Here is a 13,871-nt window from a genome sequence, read left to right as displayed (position 1 = left end):
CCCCCGCCCCTGAAGGGGCGCCCCCTCCTACAACGGCAGGCGGCGGAACACCGCCCTCGGTACGTGCCTCAGCGCCGCCATCACCAGGCGCATCGACCCCGGCACCCACACCGTCTCCGAGCGTCGTCGCAACCCCAGTTCGATGGCGGCCGCCACCGCCTCCGGGGTGGTCGCGAGGGGGGACTCCGGCCGGCCCGCAGTCATGCTCGTGCGGACGAAGCCGGGGCGGACGAGCATGACGTGGGCGCCGGTGCCGTGGAGGGCGTCGCCGAGGCCCTGGGTGAAGGTGTCGAGGCCGGCCTTGCTGGAGCCGTAGATGAAGTTGGAGCGGCGGGCGCGCTCGGCGGCGACGGAGGACAGGACGACGAGGGAGCCGTGGCCCTGCGACTGGAGGGCCCGCGCGCAGACCAGGGCGGACGAGACGGCGCCCGTGTAGTTGGTCTGGGCGACGCGCGCGGCGGCCACCGGGTCGCGTTCGTCGTTCGCCTGATCGCCGAGTACGCCGAAGGCGAGCAGGACCATGTCGATGTCGCCCTCGGCGAAGACCTTGCCGAGGATCGCCTCGTGGGACTCGGAGTCGAGCGCGTCGAAGGTGACGGTGTGGGTCTCGGCGCCGAGGCCGCGCAGGTGGACGGCCGCGTTCTCCAGATCCTGCGAGGGGCGTCCCGCCAGCCACACCGTGCGGGTGCGGCGGGCGATCAGACGGCGTGCCGTGGCGAGCGCGATGTCCGACGTTCCGCCGAGGATCAGCAGGGACTGGGGGGTGCCGAAGGCGTCCTTCATGACAGCTCCTGGGTGTGGGGCAGGGGGTTTGGAGGGGCTTCTGCCGGTCTTTCGCGGGCCTCTCCAGGCTTGGCGGGTCTCTACAGGCCCAGGCGGCGGGCCAGGTCCGACACGAGGACCCCGCCCGGGTCCAACTCCTTCCGCAGGGCGCGGAACTCGGGCAGTCGGGGGTACATCGCGGCCAGCAGTTCGGGGCGCAGACGGGCGTCCTTCGCCAGGTAGACCGCGGTCAGCAGTTCGAGGGACAGGACGTGGCGGGCGAACGACCCGGAGACGTGGTGGTTCTTGCCGTGGATGTCGGCCGCGATGGCGCCGCCGACGGTCACCTGGCGGGTTCCGGGAGTCACCGGCACGGACCAGCCCAGGGGGAGCAGCACCTCCATCAGCCGGTGCTGCGAGACGCCCGCGTCGCAGAGGACGGTGCCGCCGCCCGCGTCGATGGCGTGGACACGGTCGAGGCCCGGTCATGTCGAGGACGGCCCCGCCCGCGTTCTGCGCCGCGTCCCCGTACGCCCGCCCGAGCCCCCGGGCGATCCCGCCGCGCGCCCCGCACGCCCGTACGGCGGCCACGGCCTCGTCGTACGTACGCGGGCGGAGCAGCCGGGCGGCGGTCGGGGCGGTGCGGCCCCAGCCGGTGAAGGGGACGGTGCGGCCCGGGCCGGGGGGCGCGGGGGCCGGAGGGGCTGAGGCGGCGTCGGCTGGCATGCTCGCGACCGTATCGCCGTGTATGCGACGGAATCGGGCGCGTCGGCTCGGCGCTCTGCCGCCTCACCGAAATGGGTGATTAATGGGATGTCGTTCAAGATTGCTGTAATTCTTGAATGATCGCCTAAAAGAGTGGCATCGCATGGATGAAGTTGACGTCGTCGACGGTGTTCGCGGTCTGGACCGGCCGTTGCTCTCCGTGCTCCACGCCCGTAGCGCGGACCCGCGCGTCGCGGTCGCCGCGCGGAGACTGTCCTGGGCGGGGGAGCACGGCCTGCTGTGGCTCGCGGCCGGGCTGGCGGGCGCAGCCGTCGACCGGGAGCGGCGCGGCGTGTGGCTGCGCGGCACGGCGCTGACCGCCGGGGCGCACCTGGCCGGCATGGGCGTCAAGAGAGTCGTACGGCGGCCCCGCCCCGCGCCTGTCGAACCCCTCGTCCGCACGGCCGGACGGCACTCTTTCCCCATAGCTCGCACCCGAGTTCGGCGGCAGCGGCGGTGGCCCTCTTGGCCCACGTCCTGGCCGTCCTCCGCTACGCCGTCTTCGTCGACCGGGGCACAGCGGGCGACCCCGAGGACGTCGTCCTGCACGACCACGCCCTCACCCTCATCGGGGTGATGTGGCTGACGATGTACGGGCTGGCGGTGGCGGACCGGTGACGCGGTGTCCATGGCGTCGGGGGCGGTGACTGCCAGGGGTGGATCCGGAGCCGGTCCGGGGGCGGTCGGCATCGGTCGACGACAAGTGGGGCAGAGTTCGGATCATGGACTGGCTGAGAAAGCTCCCCGGGGTCGGTCCCCTGGTCGAGCGTCTGATGACCACGCACGCGTGGCGGTCGTACGAACGGCTGGAGCGGGTGAAGTGGACCCGGCTGGCCGCGGCGATGACCTTCATCAGCTTCCTGGCGCTGTTCCCGCTGCTGACCGTGGCCGCCGCCATCGCCGCGGCGACCCTCGGCAAGGACAAGCAGCAGGACCTGGAGGACCGGCTCGCCGAGCAGGTGCCCGGCATCTCCGACCAGCTGGACATCGCCGGCCTCGTCGACAACGCCGGCACGGTCGGGATCATCGCCGGCGCGCTGCTGCTCTTCACCGGCATCGGCTGGGTGAGCGAGATGCGCGGCTGTCTGCGCGCGGTCTGGGAGAAGCCGGACCCCGACGAGAACTTCGTCCTCGCCAAGACCAAGGACACGGGCGTGCTCTGTGGCCTCGGCGGCGCGGTCCTCGTCTCCCTGGCCGCCTCCACCGTCGCCTCCTCGGCCGTCGGTCGGATCGGCGACCAACTCGGCATCGACCGCGACGGCTGGGGCGGCATCCTCCTCCGCGTAGCCGCGTTCGTCGTCGCCGTCCTGGCCGACTTCCTGCTCCTCCTCTACGTCCTCACCCTGCTCCCCGGCGTCCAGCCGCCCCGCCGCCGCCTCGTCGTGGCCGCCCTCATAGGAGCCGTGGGCTTCGAACTCCTCAAGCTCCTCCTCAGCGGCTACATCCAGGGCATCGCCTCCAAGAGCATGTACGGCGCCTTCGGCGTCCCCATCGCCCTACTCCTCTGGATCAACTTCACCACCAAGCTCCTGCTGTACTGCGCCGCCTGGACGGCAGAGGGCAGCAAGGAGAGTGGGGATGCAGAGGGTCTTGACCCACCGGCCGAGGACAGCACCCCTTGAGGGGCGCGGGGAACTGCGCGATCAGCCAGGACGAACCCGCAGTCCGCAATCGCCAACAACCGGGCAGACGCTCCCCGCCGCCCTACTTCCGAAGCCGCGGGGGCCACTTCCGGTTCACCAGAAACACCCCACCGGCCAGCAACAAGAGCACCCCACCCGTGATCCCCGCCGCGACCCCGATCCCGCTGGCCCCGCCGGAGGCACCCGCGGCCACGGACTTGCCCCCCGCCCCACCGGAGGCGGATGCCGACGCGGTGGCCCCCGGCTGCGCACTCGGCTCGGCATCCCCACCGGAGGTATCCGCGCTCTTGGGCGGCACCAACTCCCCCACCGGCGTCACCTTGCCAGCCGCCTTGAACCCCCAGTCGAGGAGGCTCGCGGTCTCCTTGTAGACCTGGTTGTGCTCGTCCTTCTCCGGGTGCATGACGGTGACGAGAAGGACCCGGCCGTCCCGCTCGGCTACCCCGGTGAACGTCGCGCCCGCGTTCGTGGTGTTGCCGTTCTTCACACCCGCGATGCCCTGGTAGGAGTCGATGCCGCTGGCCCCGGTGAGCAGCCGGTTGGTGTTCTGGATCTCGAAGGACGAACGGCTCTTCTTGCCGTTCTTGCCCTTCTTGGTCTCGCCCGGGAATTTCGCCCGCACGGTGGAGCAGTACTCCCGGAAGTCCTTCTTCTGCAGCCCCGACCTGGCGATCAGGGTCAGGTCGTACGCGGACGACACCTGCCCCTTGGCGTCGTAGCCGTCCGGGCTGACCGCGTGCGTGTCGAGGGCCTGGAGCTCCTCGGCGTGCTCGTTCATGTCCGCGACGGTCCGCTTCACGCCGCCGTTCATGGCCGACAGGACGTGCACCGCGTCGTTGCCGGAGCGAAGGAAGACACCGAGCCACAGGTCGTGGACGCTGTATGTCTCGTCCTCCTTTATGCCGACCATGCTGGAGCCCGCGCCGACCCCCGCGAGGTCGGAGGGGACGACCTTGTGCTGGTCGTCCTTGTTGAACTTCGGCAGCAGCGTGTCCGCGAACAGCATCTTCAGCGTGCTCGCCGGGGCCAGCCGCCAGTGCGCGTTGTGCGCGGCCAGTACCTCGCCCGACTCGGCGTCCGCGACGACCCAGGAGCGGGCGCTGATGTCCTTGGGCAGGACGGGCGCGTCGCTGCCGAGGAGGGCCTGGCTGCCCGGCTTGCCCAGCAGCTCGCCGCCGACGGTCGACATCGTCGCCGGGGGAGTCGCGGACGGCGAGGCGCTCGGACTCGCGGACGGGGAGGCGCTCGAACTCGGTGACGGCTTCGCCGCGAAGGCCGGGGCGGCCGTCAGCGTCGACAGCGATGTCAGCGAGAGGGACAGCAGGGTGGCTGAGGTGACCAGCAGGGGGCGCCTGGCGGTCTTCTTGGAGGCGGACACGATCGAGAAAGTACATGGCTCCGACCGGTAAATCCCACCGGAGCGTCCCGTGGCTTCCTCGCTCCTGCCCACGCCCTCGTTCGCACCCCGGCGCGAGGACCGTACGGCCGACGGCGATACTGAACGCATGAAGCTCAGCCGCCCCCTCTCCTGGTTCCTGCTCGCCTTCGGGGTGTGGAGCTGGGTCATCTGGGTCACTTTCATCAAAAATCTGTGGAAGGACGGCAGCGGGCTCGCGTTCGACGACGCGGGTGATCCGACGGCGTACTTCTGGGTGCATCTGACGCTCGCCGTCGTCTCCTTTGCTCTTGGGACGGCCATCGGTGTCATCGGGTTGCGCGGAGTGCGCGCCCTTCGCCGGACCGTGTGACCGGGAGTACGACCTAATGATCATCGTCTTTGTTCTCGTCGCCCTGCTGGTGCTGGGCGCCTTCGGTGCGCTGCACCGGTACGCGTGGCGCCGCCTGGTGCGCGACACGACACGCGGGCCGGGTCTCGCCAGACGTGTGGGCACGGCGGTGTTCATCGCCGGGCCGGTACTGATGTTCGCCGGTTTCGCGGCCGAGCGCGGCGGCGCCCCCTTCTGGCTGCAGCAGACGCTGACCTGGCCGGGCTTCATGTGGCTCGCCCTCTCGCTGTACCTGCTGCTGGCCCTTCTGGCGGGCGAGCTCGTACGGCCCCTCGTGCACCGCCTGGTGGCGCGGCGCTACGCGGCACCCGCGCGGCAGCCGGAAGCGGAGCCGGCGCCGGTGGTGCGCGAGCCCGAGCCGGAGCCGGTTCCGGCGGGCGCGCAGCCCACGGAGGCCGCCGAGCCCGTGACCGCGCAGGCCACGGCCACCCCGCCCGCGACCACCACGGCCACGACCACCACGGCCACCACGGCCACGGCCACCACGGCCACGACCACCGAGTCGGCTCCCGCCGAGCCCGGGCAGCCGACCCCGCCCTCGGCGACGGAACCCCCGGCCTCGCGCACCCCCGCGACCTCGACCGACCCCTCCCGCCGCCTCTTCGTCTCCCGCGTCGTCGGCGGGGCCGTCGCCGCCGCGGCCGTCGGCACCGTCGGCTACGGCACCTACGGCGTCGTACGCGGCCCCAAGCTCAAGCGGGTCACCGTGCCGCTGGCGAAACTCCCGCGCGCGGCCCACGGTTTCCGGATCGCGGTGGTCAGCGACATCCACCTCTCGCCGATGCTGGGCAGGGGCTTCGCGCAGAAGGTCGTCGACACGATCAACTCGACGCAGCCCGACCTGATCGCGGTCGTAGGCGACCTGGTCGACGGCGACGTGGCGGACCTCGGCCCGGCGGCGGCGCCGCTCGCCGGTCTGAAGGCGCGCCACGGCAGTTTCTTCGTCACCGGCAACCACGAGTACATCTCCGGCGCGGAGCAGTGGGTCGAGGAGGTGCGGCGGCTGGGTCTGACCCCGCTGGAGAACGCCCGCCGCGAGCTGCCGTATCTCGATCTCGCCGGGGTGAACGACATCGCGGGTGAGGACGAGGGGCAGGGCCCCGACTTCGCCAAGGCGCTCGGCGACCGGGACACCTCGCGGGCCGTCGTGCTCATGGCGCACCAGCCCGTCCAGATCCACGACGCCGTCGACCACGGCGTCGACCTCCAGCTCTCCGGGCACACCCACGGTGGCCAGATGTGGCCGATGACCTACGTCGCCGAAGCCGCCAACCCCACCCTCGCGGGACTGGAGCGCTACGGCGACACCCAGCTCTACGTCAGCCGGGGCGCGGGCGCGTGGGGGCCGCCGGTGCGGGTCGGGGCGCCGTCGGACATCACGGTGGTCGAGCTGGCCTCGAAGCAGGCGTGACGGGACGTCAGGAGCCTTCCCCTATCCGGTTCTGAAGCCTTTCGGAAACATATGGGCGACGTCCTTGCCAAGTTCTTTATCAACTCAACAAAACCTGTCTTCCGTGAACACAGGCGACTGTGGTTAGGTGATCCGCGCCACCGAGGAACCACTGTGCGTAGTGGGCCGGGTGCGGTCCTTGGAAGGGGCGCCGATGCGGTCGGTTCGCTTGCGGATTCTCGCGTCGCTGCTGGTACTGGCGATCGCGGCGATCGGCGGCTGGCAGTTGCTGCCGGCCCAGCGGGACGGGAACAGGACGATCGGCGTCGGAACGACCGACACGGTCACCTCGCTCGACCCGGCCGGGGCCTACGACGCCGGATCCTGGGCCCTGTTCAGCAATGTGTTCCAGTCACTGCTGACCTTCGAACCGGGCGGTGCCGCACCCGTGTTGGACGCTGCGCAGAGCTGTGAGTTCGTCGGCAACGCGCTCACCGTCTACCGCTGCACCCTGCGCCAGGGCCTGAAGTTCCCCAGCGGACGCGAGGTCACCGGCAAGGACGTCAAATACTCCTTCGACCGGGTCAAGCGCATCAACGCGAACGTCGGCCCGGCGGCGCTGCTCGACACCCTCCAGTCGGTCAGCGCGAGCGGACTGACGGTCAGCTTCCGCCTCTCCTCGCCGGACGCCACCTTCCCGTTCAAGATGGCCACCGGCGCCGGGGCGATCGTCGACCGCACGAAGTACCCGACGAACCGGCTGCGCACGGACGGCGGCGCCGACGGCACGGGGCCCTACACCCTGGCCTCGTACACGGACGAGCAGGTCCACCTCACACCGAACGGCGACTACCAGGGCGTCGCCCAGGACATCGGCAGCCCCGTCCTCATGCGCTACTACAAGGACTCGGCGGCGCTGCAGAAGGCGTGGAAGGCACGGCAGGTCGACGTCGTCACACGCACGCTGCCGCCCGCGACGCTCGCCGAGCTGTCGCCGAGCGATCCCGACCAGCGGGTCACCGAGGCCGACAGCACCGAGACCCGCAACCTTGTCCTCAACGTGCGGGCGAACTCGCCCTTCCAGGACCGCCGGGTACGGCAGGCGCTGGCCGCGCTGATCAACCGCGAGAAGCTGGTCGCCGAGGTCTACCAGGGCACCACCGACCCGCTCTACTCGGTCATCCCGGCCGGCATCACGGGCCACACGACTTCGTTCTTCGACGCGAACCCCAAGCCCGACCCGCAGCGGGCCCGTGAACTCCTCGACGAGGCCGGCGTCGGCATGCCCGTGCGCTTCACCTACGGCTACGCCGAGGGCCGGGGCTCGGCCGCCGCGGAGGCCGCCGAGCTGAAGCAGCAGCTGGAGGCGAGCGGGCTGTTCTATGTGACGACCAAGGCGTACGAGTGGACTGCCTTCCAACAGCGGTACGCCGACGGCAAGTTGGACGCGTACGGGGTGGGCTGGGTGGCCGACTACCCCGACCCCGACAGCTTCAGCGGGCCCCTCGTCGGCACCGGCGGCTCCCTGAACAACGGCTACAGCAGCGAGCAGGCCGACCGGCTCATCAAGGACAGCCAGCGCTACGAGGACCGCAGCCGGGCCGCGACGGACTTCAAGGAACTGCAGGAGGTCGTGGCCCAGGACGTGCCGATGATCCCGCTGTGGCAGCGCAAGGAGTACGTCCTCAGCAGTGGGGAGGTCGGCGGGGCGCAGTATCTGTCCGACGGAACCGGGGTCTTCCGGCTGTGGCGGCTGGACTGGATATGACAGACGTCGCGTGACAGCTGACGCGAACTCGCGGGCCTGATGTTCGCGGGAGTGACACGACGTACTCGCTCATCGCATCTTCATGTGTCGGGGGTGTGATCGGGGTGAGGAGCGAACGTGTTGAGACGCAACTCCTTCCGGCTGCCGCGCCATCCGGCGTCCGTGGGGCTCGCCCGGCGACGCGTACGGGAACATCTGGTCGACTGGGGCCACGGGGAGGGTTCCCCGGCCCTGGAGGACGTCGTGCTCGTCGTCTCCGAGCTGGCGACCAACGTCGTACGCCATGGTCCTTTGCTGGAGCGGGAGTTCGAGGTCGCGGTGACCGCGCTGGCGGACGGGGCCTGCTTCATCGAGGTGTCGGACGAGGGGATGGCCGCGCCCCGGCTCAGGGAGGTGGGGGATTGGGAGGAGACAGGGCGGGGGCTGCGGCTCGTGGAGCACATCGCGGCGGCCTGGGGGGTGTGGAGTCGGGGGCGGCACGGGAAGACGGTGTGGGCGCTGGTGGGGGTGCCTTGACGCCCAAGAGGGAGGGGCTATTTGCGCGAGGGCGACTGTGGGTGGTCTGTGGTTGATCGCGCCCGCACGACGGTAGCCGCGTGTTCAGTGCTGCCCCGCGCCCCTGAGTTCCCTAATGTCACCGTCACTTTCAGGCCATCGCCGGGGGCCGTGGTCACCGTGACTTCGCCGCCGTGGGTCTCGACCACGCCTTGCACGATCGCCATTCCCAAACCGCTGCCCGTGCCTCCCCCCGCCCTGAAGAAGCGGTCGAAGATGCGGGTCGCGTCCTCCTCCGGCAGTCCGGGTCCTTCGTCCGCCACGTAAAGGCGTACGACACCGTCCGAGCGCTCCACTCCCAGCCGCACCGGCACGTCCGCCGGCGTATGGGTGCGTACGTTGCTCACCAGGTTGCCCAGGACCTGGCGCAGGCCCGACTCGTCGGCCCGGACGAGAAGGGCGCCCTCCGCCCGGACGGTGACCGGGCGGTCGGGTTGCTGGGCGCGGAGGTCGGCGGCGGCGTCGCGGACCAGGCGGGTGAGGTCGACGTTCCTGAGGCGGAGTTCGGGGCGTTGGTCGAGGCGGGCGAGGGTGAGGAGTTCGTCGACGAGGTGGCCCATGCGGTCGACCTCGTTGTTCATGCGGTCCCAGGCGCGTCGGCGCTCGTCGGGTTCGGTGAGCATGCCCTTGTCGTAGAGCTGGAGGTAGCCGCGGATCGCGGACAGGGGCGTACGCAGCTCGTGGGAGGCGTCGCCGACGAAGCGGCGCAGCTGGGCGGCGCTGCGTTCGCGGGTGCGGTAGGCCGTCTCGACCTGCTGGAGCATGGAGTTGAGGGCGAGGCGTAGTTGTTCGACCTCCAGGGTGGCCTCGCTGCTGGAGGGGACGCGGCGGGTGAGGTCGCCCTCGGCGATCGCCGACGAGGTCTCGACCATGTCCTCCAGCGGCCGCATCCGGCGGCGCACGCTGAACAGGGTCAGACAGGCGAGCGTCGCGAGGAGCAGGCCGCCGACGGCGAAGTCCAGCTTGAGCGCCTTGGCGATGACCTGGTGGAGTGACGCGGTGGAGGTGGCGAGGAGGACGGTCGTGCCGTCGTCCATCCGGGCCGCCGTGACGCGGTGGGGAGAGCCCGCCACGTCGACGTCGTACGGTTCGTCGTCCGCGACGAGGGCCGCCGGATCGTCCACCGCGGCGGCGAGCGCCCGCTGGCCGGCGGTCGGCGGGAAGCCGGCGATGGTGAGCGGCTCGCCCTCGTCGTCGAGCGCGGTGAAGACGGCGCCCTGGACGAGGGAGTCGGCGTCCCCGGCGGCCTGCTCGCCGGAAGCCCGGTTGCTGACGGCCACCAGCGCGCTCAGCGCGTCGATCTGTTCCATGCTGATCCGCGCGGCCCCGATCGAGTCGCGGGTCGTCATCAGCTCCCGGTCGACGCTGTCGAGCAGATACAGCCGCATGCCCATCGCGCTGAACGTCGTCGCCGCGACCACGCCCACGGCGAGCAGCACGACGTTCGCCAGCGTGAGCTTGGCACGCAGGGAGTAGAGGCCGCGTCGCCGGCACCGCCTCGGGAACCTACGGGGCAGGGTCATGCCAGCCCGTATCCGACGCCCCGCCGCGTGGTGATCACCGGTGGGCCGAGCGCGTCCAGCTTGCGCCGCAGATAGCTGATGTACGTCTCGACGACGGTCGACTCGGCCGGCGTGTGCTCGTACTGCCATACGTGGCGCAGGAGTTGCTCCTTCGGCACGATCCGCCCGCCGTTGCGCACCAGGAAGCGCAGCAGCGCGAACTCGGTGGGCGTCAGCTCCACCGTGCGGCCGGCCCGGTGCACCGAGTATGTCGTCTCGTCCAGCTCCAGGTCGCCGTAGCGCAGCGGCGGACGCTGGGGGAGGACGTCCGCGCGCCGGGTGCGGCGCAGGACGGCGGAGATGCGGGCGACGACCTCGTCGATGTTGAACGGCTTGGTGATGTAGTCGTCGCCGAAGCCCAGGGCGCCCACGATCTCGGCGGGCGCGTCCCGCGCGGTCAGAAACACCAGCGCCAACTCCGATTGACGGGACCGCAGTTCACGGCCCAGGGCGCGACCGTCGCCATCCGGGAGCATCACGTCCAGCAGGGCCGCGTCGGGCCGGGTGCGCTCGGCGAGCGTGAGCGCGTCGCGGACCGTACCGGCCGTCATCACCTCGAAGCGGTGGTAGCGCAGCGCGATGGTGAGGACGTCCGCGATGCTCGGCTCGTCCTCGACGACGAGCACGGTCGCTCCCGTACACCCGGTGGTCGTGCCCTCGGTTCCGGTCATGCCCTCGGTTCCGGTCATGTCCTCAGTATCCGCACGGGAGTTCCCGCGGGGGACCGGTCCCGCTTTGGAGTTTCTTGAGAGTCATGGACGGGCCATGTCGCCGCGGACGTCCCGCCGTCGAGGCTGATGCCAGGACCTGGGGGACCAATCGACCAATCGACCGTCGGACAAGGAGAGTTGATCGTGGCGACCTTGGCACGGTGGTGCTATCGGCACCGGCTGGTGGTCCTGTTGCTGTGGGTGGGGACCGTGTTCGGCGTCGGCTTCGCCGGCACGAGCGCGGGCACGGACTACGCGAATGTCTTCTCCCTCCCGGACACGGACTCCAAGCGCGCGTACGACCTGATGGACAAGGCCTTCCCGGAGCGCGCGGGCGACACCGACACGGTGGTGTGGAAGGTGGACGAGGGATCGGTGAGCGACGACTCCGTACGGTCCCGGATCGAGCCCGCGCTGGCGGAGATCGGCCGGATGCCCGGCGTCGGGGACGTCACCAGCCCGTACGACGACGGCGGCCGGGGCGGTGGCGGCGGCGCGGGCGTCAGCCGGGACGGGGCGATCGCCTACGCCCAGGTGACCTTCACCGAGCAGGCGAACTCCGTGCCCAAGGAACTGATCGACGACGTGATCGAGACGGCCCAGGGTGCCGAACGGGACGGTCTCCAGGTCGAGTTGGGCGGCCAGGCCGTCGCACGGGCGCAGGAGGCGAGCCAGGGCACGTCCGAGGCGGTCGGCATTCTGGCGGCGGCGGTCGTCCTCTTCCTCGCGTTCGGCTCGCTCTTCGCGATGCTGCTGCCGATCGTCGTGGCGATCGCCGGTGTCGGCACCGGCATGATGGCCACGGCCCTGCTCAGCCACACCACGAACATCCCGGACGTGGCCCCGCTCCTCGGCTCGCTGATCGGCCTCGGCGTCGGCCTCGACTACGCCCTGTTCATTGTCACCCGGCACCGACGCGGCATCCTGCGCGGCATGAACCCGCAGGAGGCGGCCGTCACGGCCCTCAACACCTCCGGCCGTGCGGTGCTGTTCGCGGGCGGCACGGTCTGCATCGCGCTGGCCGGGATGCTGGTGATGAACCTCCGCTTCCTGGACGGCGTCGTCATCGCGACCTCGCTGACCGTCGTGCTGAGCGTGCTCGCGGCGGTCACCCTGCTGCCCGCCCTCCTCGGGGTGCTCGGCCCGCGCGTCCTCAGCCGCCGCCAGCGCCGCCGCCTCGCGGCAGCCGGCCCGGAGCCGGAGCTGACGAGCGGACTCGCGGCCCGCTGGTCGGCGTACGTCGAGCGGCGCCCGCGTTCGACCGCCGTCCTCGCCCTCGTCGTCATGCTGGTCCTCGCGATCCCCGTCCTGTCGATCCGCCTCGGCACCTCCGACCAGGGCAACCACCGCGACACCACGACCACCCGGCAGGCCTACGACCTTCTGGCCGAGGGCTTCGGCCCCGGCTTCAACGGCCCCCTCCAGGTGGTCGTGGACGGAACAGAGGCCGAGGGGCTGGTCTCGCGCATCGAGTCCACGGAGGGCGTGGCCCAGGTGGCCGCCGTACCGCCCGCGAACGGCGTCACGGTGATCCAGGTGGTCCCGACGACCTCCCCCCAGGCCGAGGAGACGGACCGCCTCATCGACCGTCTGCGCGAGGACGTCATCCCGGCGTCCGGGGCCGAGGCCCACGTCGGCGGCGTCACAGCGGTGTCGAAGGACTTCGCCTCCGTGACGGGAGACCGCCTGCCCTACTTCATCGCGACGATCATCGCGCTCGGCTTCCTGCTCCTGATGGTCGCCTTCCGCTCCCTCGTCGTGCCGCTGACGGCCGCGCTGATGAACCTCGTCGCCGCGGCCGCGTCCTTCGGCGTCCTGGTGGCGATCTTCCAGTGGGGCTGGGGAACGGAACTCCTCGGCGTCGGCAGGGAGGGCCCGATCGCGGCCTTCCTCCCCGTCATCATGCTCTCCCTCCTCTTCGGCCTCTCCATGGACTACCAGGTCTTCCTGGTCAGCCGGATGCACGAGGAGTGGGTCCACACCAAGGACAACGCCCGCGCCGTCCGCGTCGGCCTCGCGGAGACCAGCCGCGTCATCAACTGCGCGGCCCTGATCATGATGTGCGTCTTCAGCGCGTTCGTACTGAGCGGCGAACTGGAGGCCGCGATGGCCGGCATCGGCCTCGCCGCCGCAGTCGCCCTGGACGCCTTCATCCTCCGTACGGCCCTGGTGCCGGCCGCCATGCACCTGCTGGGGAAGGCGAACTGGTGGCTGCCGGCCGGGCTGGAGAAGCGGTTGCCGCATCTGGCGGTGGAGCCGAGGGAGGAGGAGGCGCAGGCGGTCCGGCCGCCGGTGGTGGAGGGTGCCGGTCCCGCCTCCGTGATCCACGGTTTCATCCGCACGGCGGACGGGGAGGCGGTGGAGGGCGCCGAGGTGACCCTGCTGTCGCGCGGTGGCCGTCAGCTGGACCGGGTGACCTCACTGGCGGACGGTTCGTACATCGTCGCGGTACCGGGCCCGGGGCCGTATCTGCTGGCGACGACTTCATCGTCGTCCGCCTCGCGCGCGCGTCAGGTGGCCGTGGGGGAGGGGCCGCTGGTGTTCGACGTGGAGCTGGCGGGGGTGACTGAGGGGGAGGTGGACGCGGTCAACTAGCGTTCGGCTGACCGGCTTTGAGGAGGCGCTCGACGTCGAGCACGACCTTGCCGCCCACGGACTCGGGGAGCGTGACGAGCTCCCCGGGGAGGTGGATTCCATGCGTGACGCAACTGCCGCGCGATGGGTCGGTCAGCACATGGAGGCGCTGGTGCTCGCGGTCGACGATGACGTAGACGGGGATGCGGGCCTTTGCGTAGTGGGTGACCTTGGCCCGCAGATCCGTTTTCCAGTTGCTGGAGGTGACCTCCATGACCAGACGGAAGCACGTCGGGTCGTAGCAACTGTTCGCAGGCAGGCCCGGTGCCCGATGTCCCCTTCGCACCCGTTCACC

At 70.9% G+C, this 13,871-nt stretch carries 11 protein-coding genes and 4 pseudogenes; 8 read left to right on the top strand and 7 right to left on the bottom strand.

Features of this window, described 5'->3' with window-relative positions:
* Nucleotides 1-27: 27 nt before the first annotated feature.
* From ACFU53_RS14655 to ACFU53_RS14645, 3 genes and pseudogenes are all read right to left on the bottom strand, one after another.
* On the bottom strand, nt 28-783 hold the full coding sequence (locus tag ACFU53_RS14655) for a decaprenylphospho-beta-D-erythro-pentofuranosid-2-ulose 2-reductase (protein ID WP_383990939.1): 756 nt from the start codon (nt 781-783) through the stop codon (nt 28-30).
* An 80-nt stretch (nt 784-863) separates the two neighbouring features.
* On the bottom strand, nt 864-959 hold the full coding sequence (locus ACFU53_RS14650; protein ID WP_383990999.1) for a hypothetical protein: 96 nt from the start codon (nt 957-959) through the stop codon (nt 864-866).
* Between the two features lie 48 nt (nt 960-1,007).
* A pseudogene (locus ACFU53_RS14645) lies at nt 1,008-1,488 on the bottom strand (FAD-dependent oxidoreductase); the annotation flags it as partial.
* Nucleotides 1,489-1,630: 142 nt separating this feature from the next.
* On the opposite strand from ACFU53_RS14645, the pseudogene ACFU53_RS14640 reads away from it, so the two are divergent.
* The 3 genes and pseudogenes from ACFU53_RS14640 to ACFU53_RS14630 form a co-directional block, all read left to right on the top strand.
* Nucleotides 1,631-1,998 (top strand): annotated as a pseudogene (locus tag ACFU53_RS14640) (phosphatase PAP2 family protein); the annotation flags it as partial.
* A pseudogene (locus ACFU53_RS14635) lies at nt 1,996-2,145 on the top strand (decaprenyl-phosphate phosphoribosyltransferase); the annotation flags it as partial. The pseudogenes ACFU53_RS14640 and ACFU53_RS14635, both read left to right, overlap by 3 nt.
* 104 nt (nt 2,146-2,249) lie before the next feature.
* Nucleotides 2,250-3,149, top strand: a complete 900-nt coding sequence (locus ACFU53_RS14630) for a YihY/virulence factor BrkB family protein (protein WP_383990936.1) — start codon at nt 2,250-2,252, stop codon at nt 3,147-3,149.
* 82 nt (nt 3,150-3,231) lie between these two features.
* On the opposite strand, the gene ACFU53_RS14625 is transcribed toward ACFU53_RS14630, so the two are convergent.
* On the bottom strand, nt 3,232-4,548 hold the full coding sequence (locus ACFU53_RS14625; protein ID WP_383990933.1) for a D-alanyl-D-alanine carboxypeptidase family protein: 1,317 nt from the start codon (nt 4,546-4,548) through the stop codon (nt 3,232-3,234).
* Nucleotides 4,549-4,675: 127 nt separating this feature from the next.
* On the opposite strand from ACFU53_RS14625, the gene ACFU53_RS14620 reads away from it, so the two are divergent.
* From ACFU53_RS14620 to ACFU53_RS14605, 4 genes are all read left to right on the top strand, one after another.
* The gene (locus ACFU53_RS14620; protein ID WP_383990996.1) at nt 4,676-4,918 is read left to right on the top strand and encodes an SCO4848 family membrane protein; all 243 of its coding nucleotides are present in this window, start codon (nt 4,676-4,678) and stop codon (nt 4,916-4,918) included.
* Between the two features lie 16 nt (nt 4,919-4,934).
* Nucleotides 4,935-6,368: a metallophosphoesterase gene (locus ACFU53_RS14615; protein WP_383990930.1), complete on the top strand. Its 1,434-nt coding sequence runs from the start codon at nt 4,935-4,937 to the stop codon at nt 6,366-6,368.
* A gap of 193 nt (nt 6,369-6,561) precedes the next feature.
* Nucleotides 6,562-8,115, top strand: coding sequence for an ABC transporter substrate-binding protein (locus ACFU53_RS14610; RefSeq protein ID WP_383990927.1), 1,554 nt, complete (start codon nt 6,562-6,564; stop codon nt 8,113-8,115).
* A gap of 117 nt (nt 8,116-8,232) precedes the next feature.
* Nucleotides 8,233-8,631 carry an ATP-binding protein gene (locus ACFU53_RS14605; protein WP_383990924.1) on the top strand — a complete coding sequence of 133 codons (399 nt, stop codon included), beginning with the start codon at nt 8,233-8,235 and terminating at the stop codon, nt 8,629-8,631.
* Between the two features lie 17 nt (nt 8,632-8,648).
* Here the strand turns inward: ACFU53_RS14605 and ACFU53_RS14600 are convergent, their stop codons facing one another.
* Complete coding sequence (locus ACFU53_RS14600) at nt 8,649-10,193, bottom strand: ATP-binding protein (protein ID WP_383990922.1); 1,545 nt, start codon at nt 10,191-10,193, stop codon at nt 8,649-8,651.
* Complete coding sequence (locus ACFU53_RS14595; protein ID WP_383990994.1) at nt 10,190-10,903, bottom strand: response regulator transcription factor; 714 nt, start codon at nt 10,901-10,903, stop codon at nt 10,190-10,192. Before ACFU53_RS14595 ends, ACFU53_RS14600 begins: the two co-directional genes overlap by 4 nt.
* 192 nt (nt 10,904-11,095) lie before the next feature.
* Here ACFU53_RS14595 and ACFU53_RS14590 point away from each other — a divergent pair, with 192 nt between their 5' ends.
* A complete protein-coding gene (locus ACFU53_RS14590) occupies nt 11,096-13,537 on the top strand; it encodes an MMPL family transporter (protein ID WP_383990991.1) in 2,442 nt (813 codons plus the stop codon).
* Here the strand turns inward: ACFU53_RS14590 and ACFU53_RS14585 are convergent.
* Nucleotides 13,530-13,835, bottom strand: a pseudogene (locus ACFU53_RS14585) (Uma2 family endonuclease); the annotation flags it as partial. The gene ACFU53_RS14590 and the pseudogene ACFU53_RS14585 sit on opposite strands and share 8 nt — an antisense overlap.
* Nucleotides 13,836-13,871: the final 36 nt, after the last annotated feature.

It is taken from the genome of Streptomyces sp. NPDC057474, from assembly GCF_042802555.1.
Taxonomy (GTDB): Bacteria; Actinomycetota; Actinomycetes; order Streptomycetales; family Streptomycetaceae; genus Streptomyces.
The sequence above is the reverse complement of the archived record's forward strand: the minus strand, read 5'-3'. Positions and strand labels throughout refer to the sequence as shown.

Excerpts from the sequence above, each read along its gene's own strand:
- ACFU53_RS14615 (WP_383990930.1), top strand. The coding sequence starts at position 4,935 with ATGATCATCGTCTTTGTTCTCGTCGCCCTGCTGGTGCTGGGCGCCTTC.
- ACFU53_RS14650 (WP_383990999.1), bottom strand. The coding sequence starts at position 959 with ATGTACCCCCGACTGCCCGAGTTCCGCGCCCTGCGGAAGGAGTTGGAC.
- ACFU53_RS14620 (WP_383990996.1), top strand. The coding sequence starts at position 4,676 with ATGAAGCTCAGCCGCCCCCTCTCCTGGTTCCTGCTCGCCTTCGGGGTG.
- ACFU53_RS14595 (WP_383990994.1), bottom strand. The coding sequence starts at position 10,903 with ATGACCGGAACCGAGGGCACGACCACCGGGTGTACGGGAGCGACCGTG.
- ACFU53_RS14600 (WP_383990922.1), bottom strand. The coding sequence starts at position 10,193 with ATGACCCTGCCCCGTAGGTTCCCGAGGCGGTGCCGGCGACGCGGCCTC.
- ACFU53_RS14655 (WP_383990939.1), bottom strand. The coding sequence starts at position 783 with ATGAAGGACGCCTTCGGCACCCCCCAGTCCCTGCTGATCCTCGGCGGA.
- ACFU53_RS14610 (WP_383990927.1), top strand. The coding sequence starts at position 6,562 with ATGCGGTCGGTTCGCTTGCGGATTCTCGCGTCGCTGCTGGTACTGGCG.
- ACFU53_RS14630 (WP_383990936.1), top strand. The coding sequence starts at position 2,250 with ATGGACTGGCTGAGAAAGCTCCCCGGGGTCGGTCCCCTGGTCGAGCGT.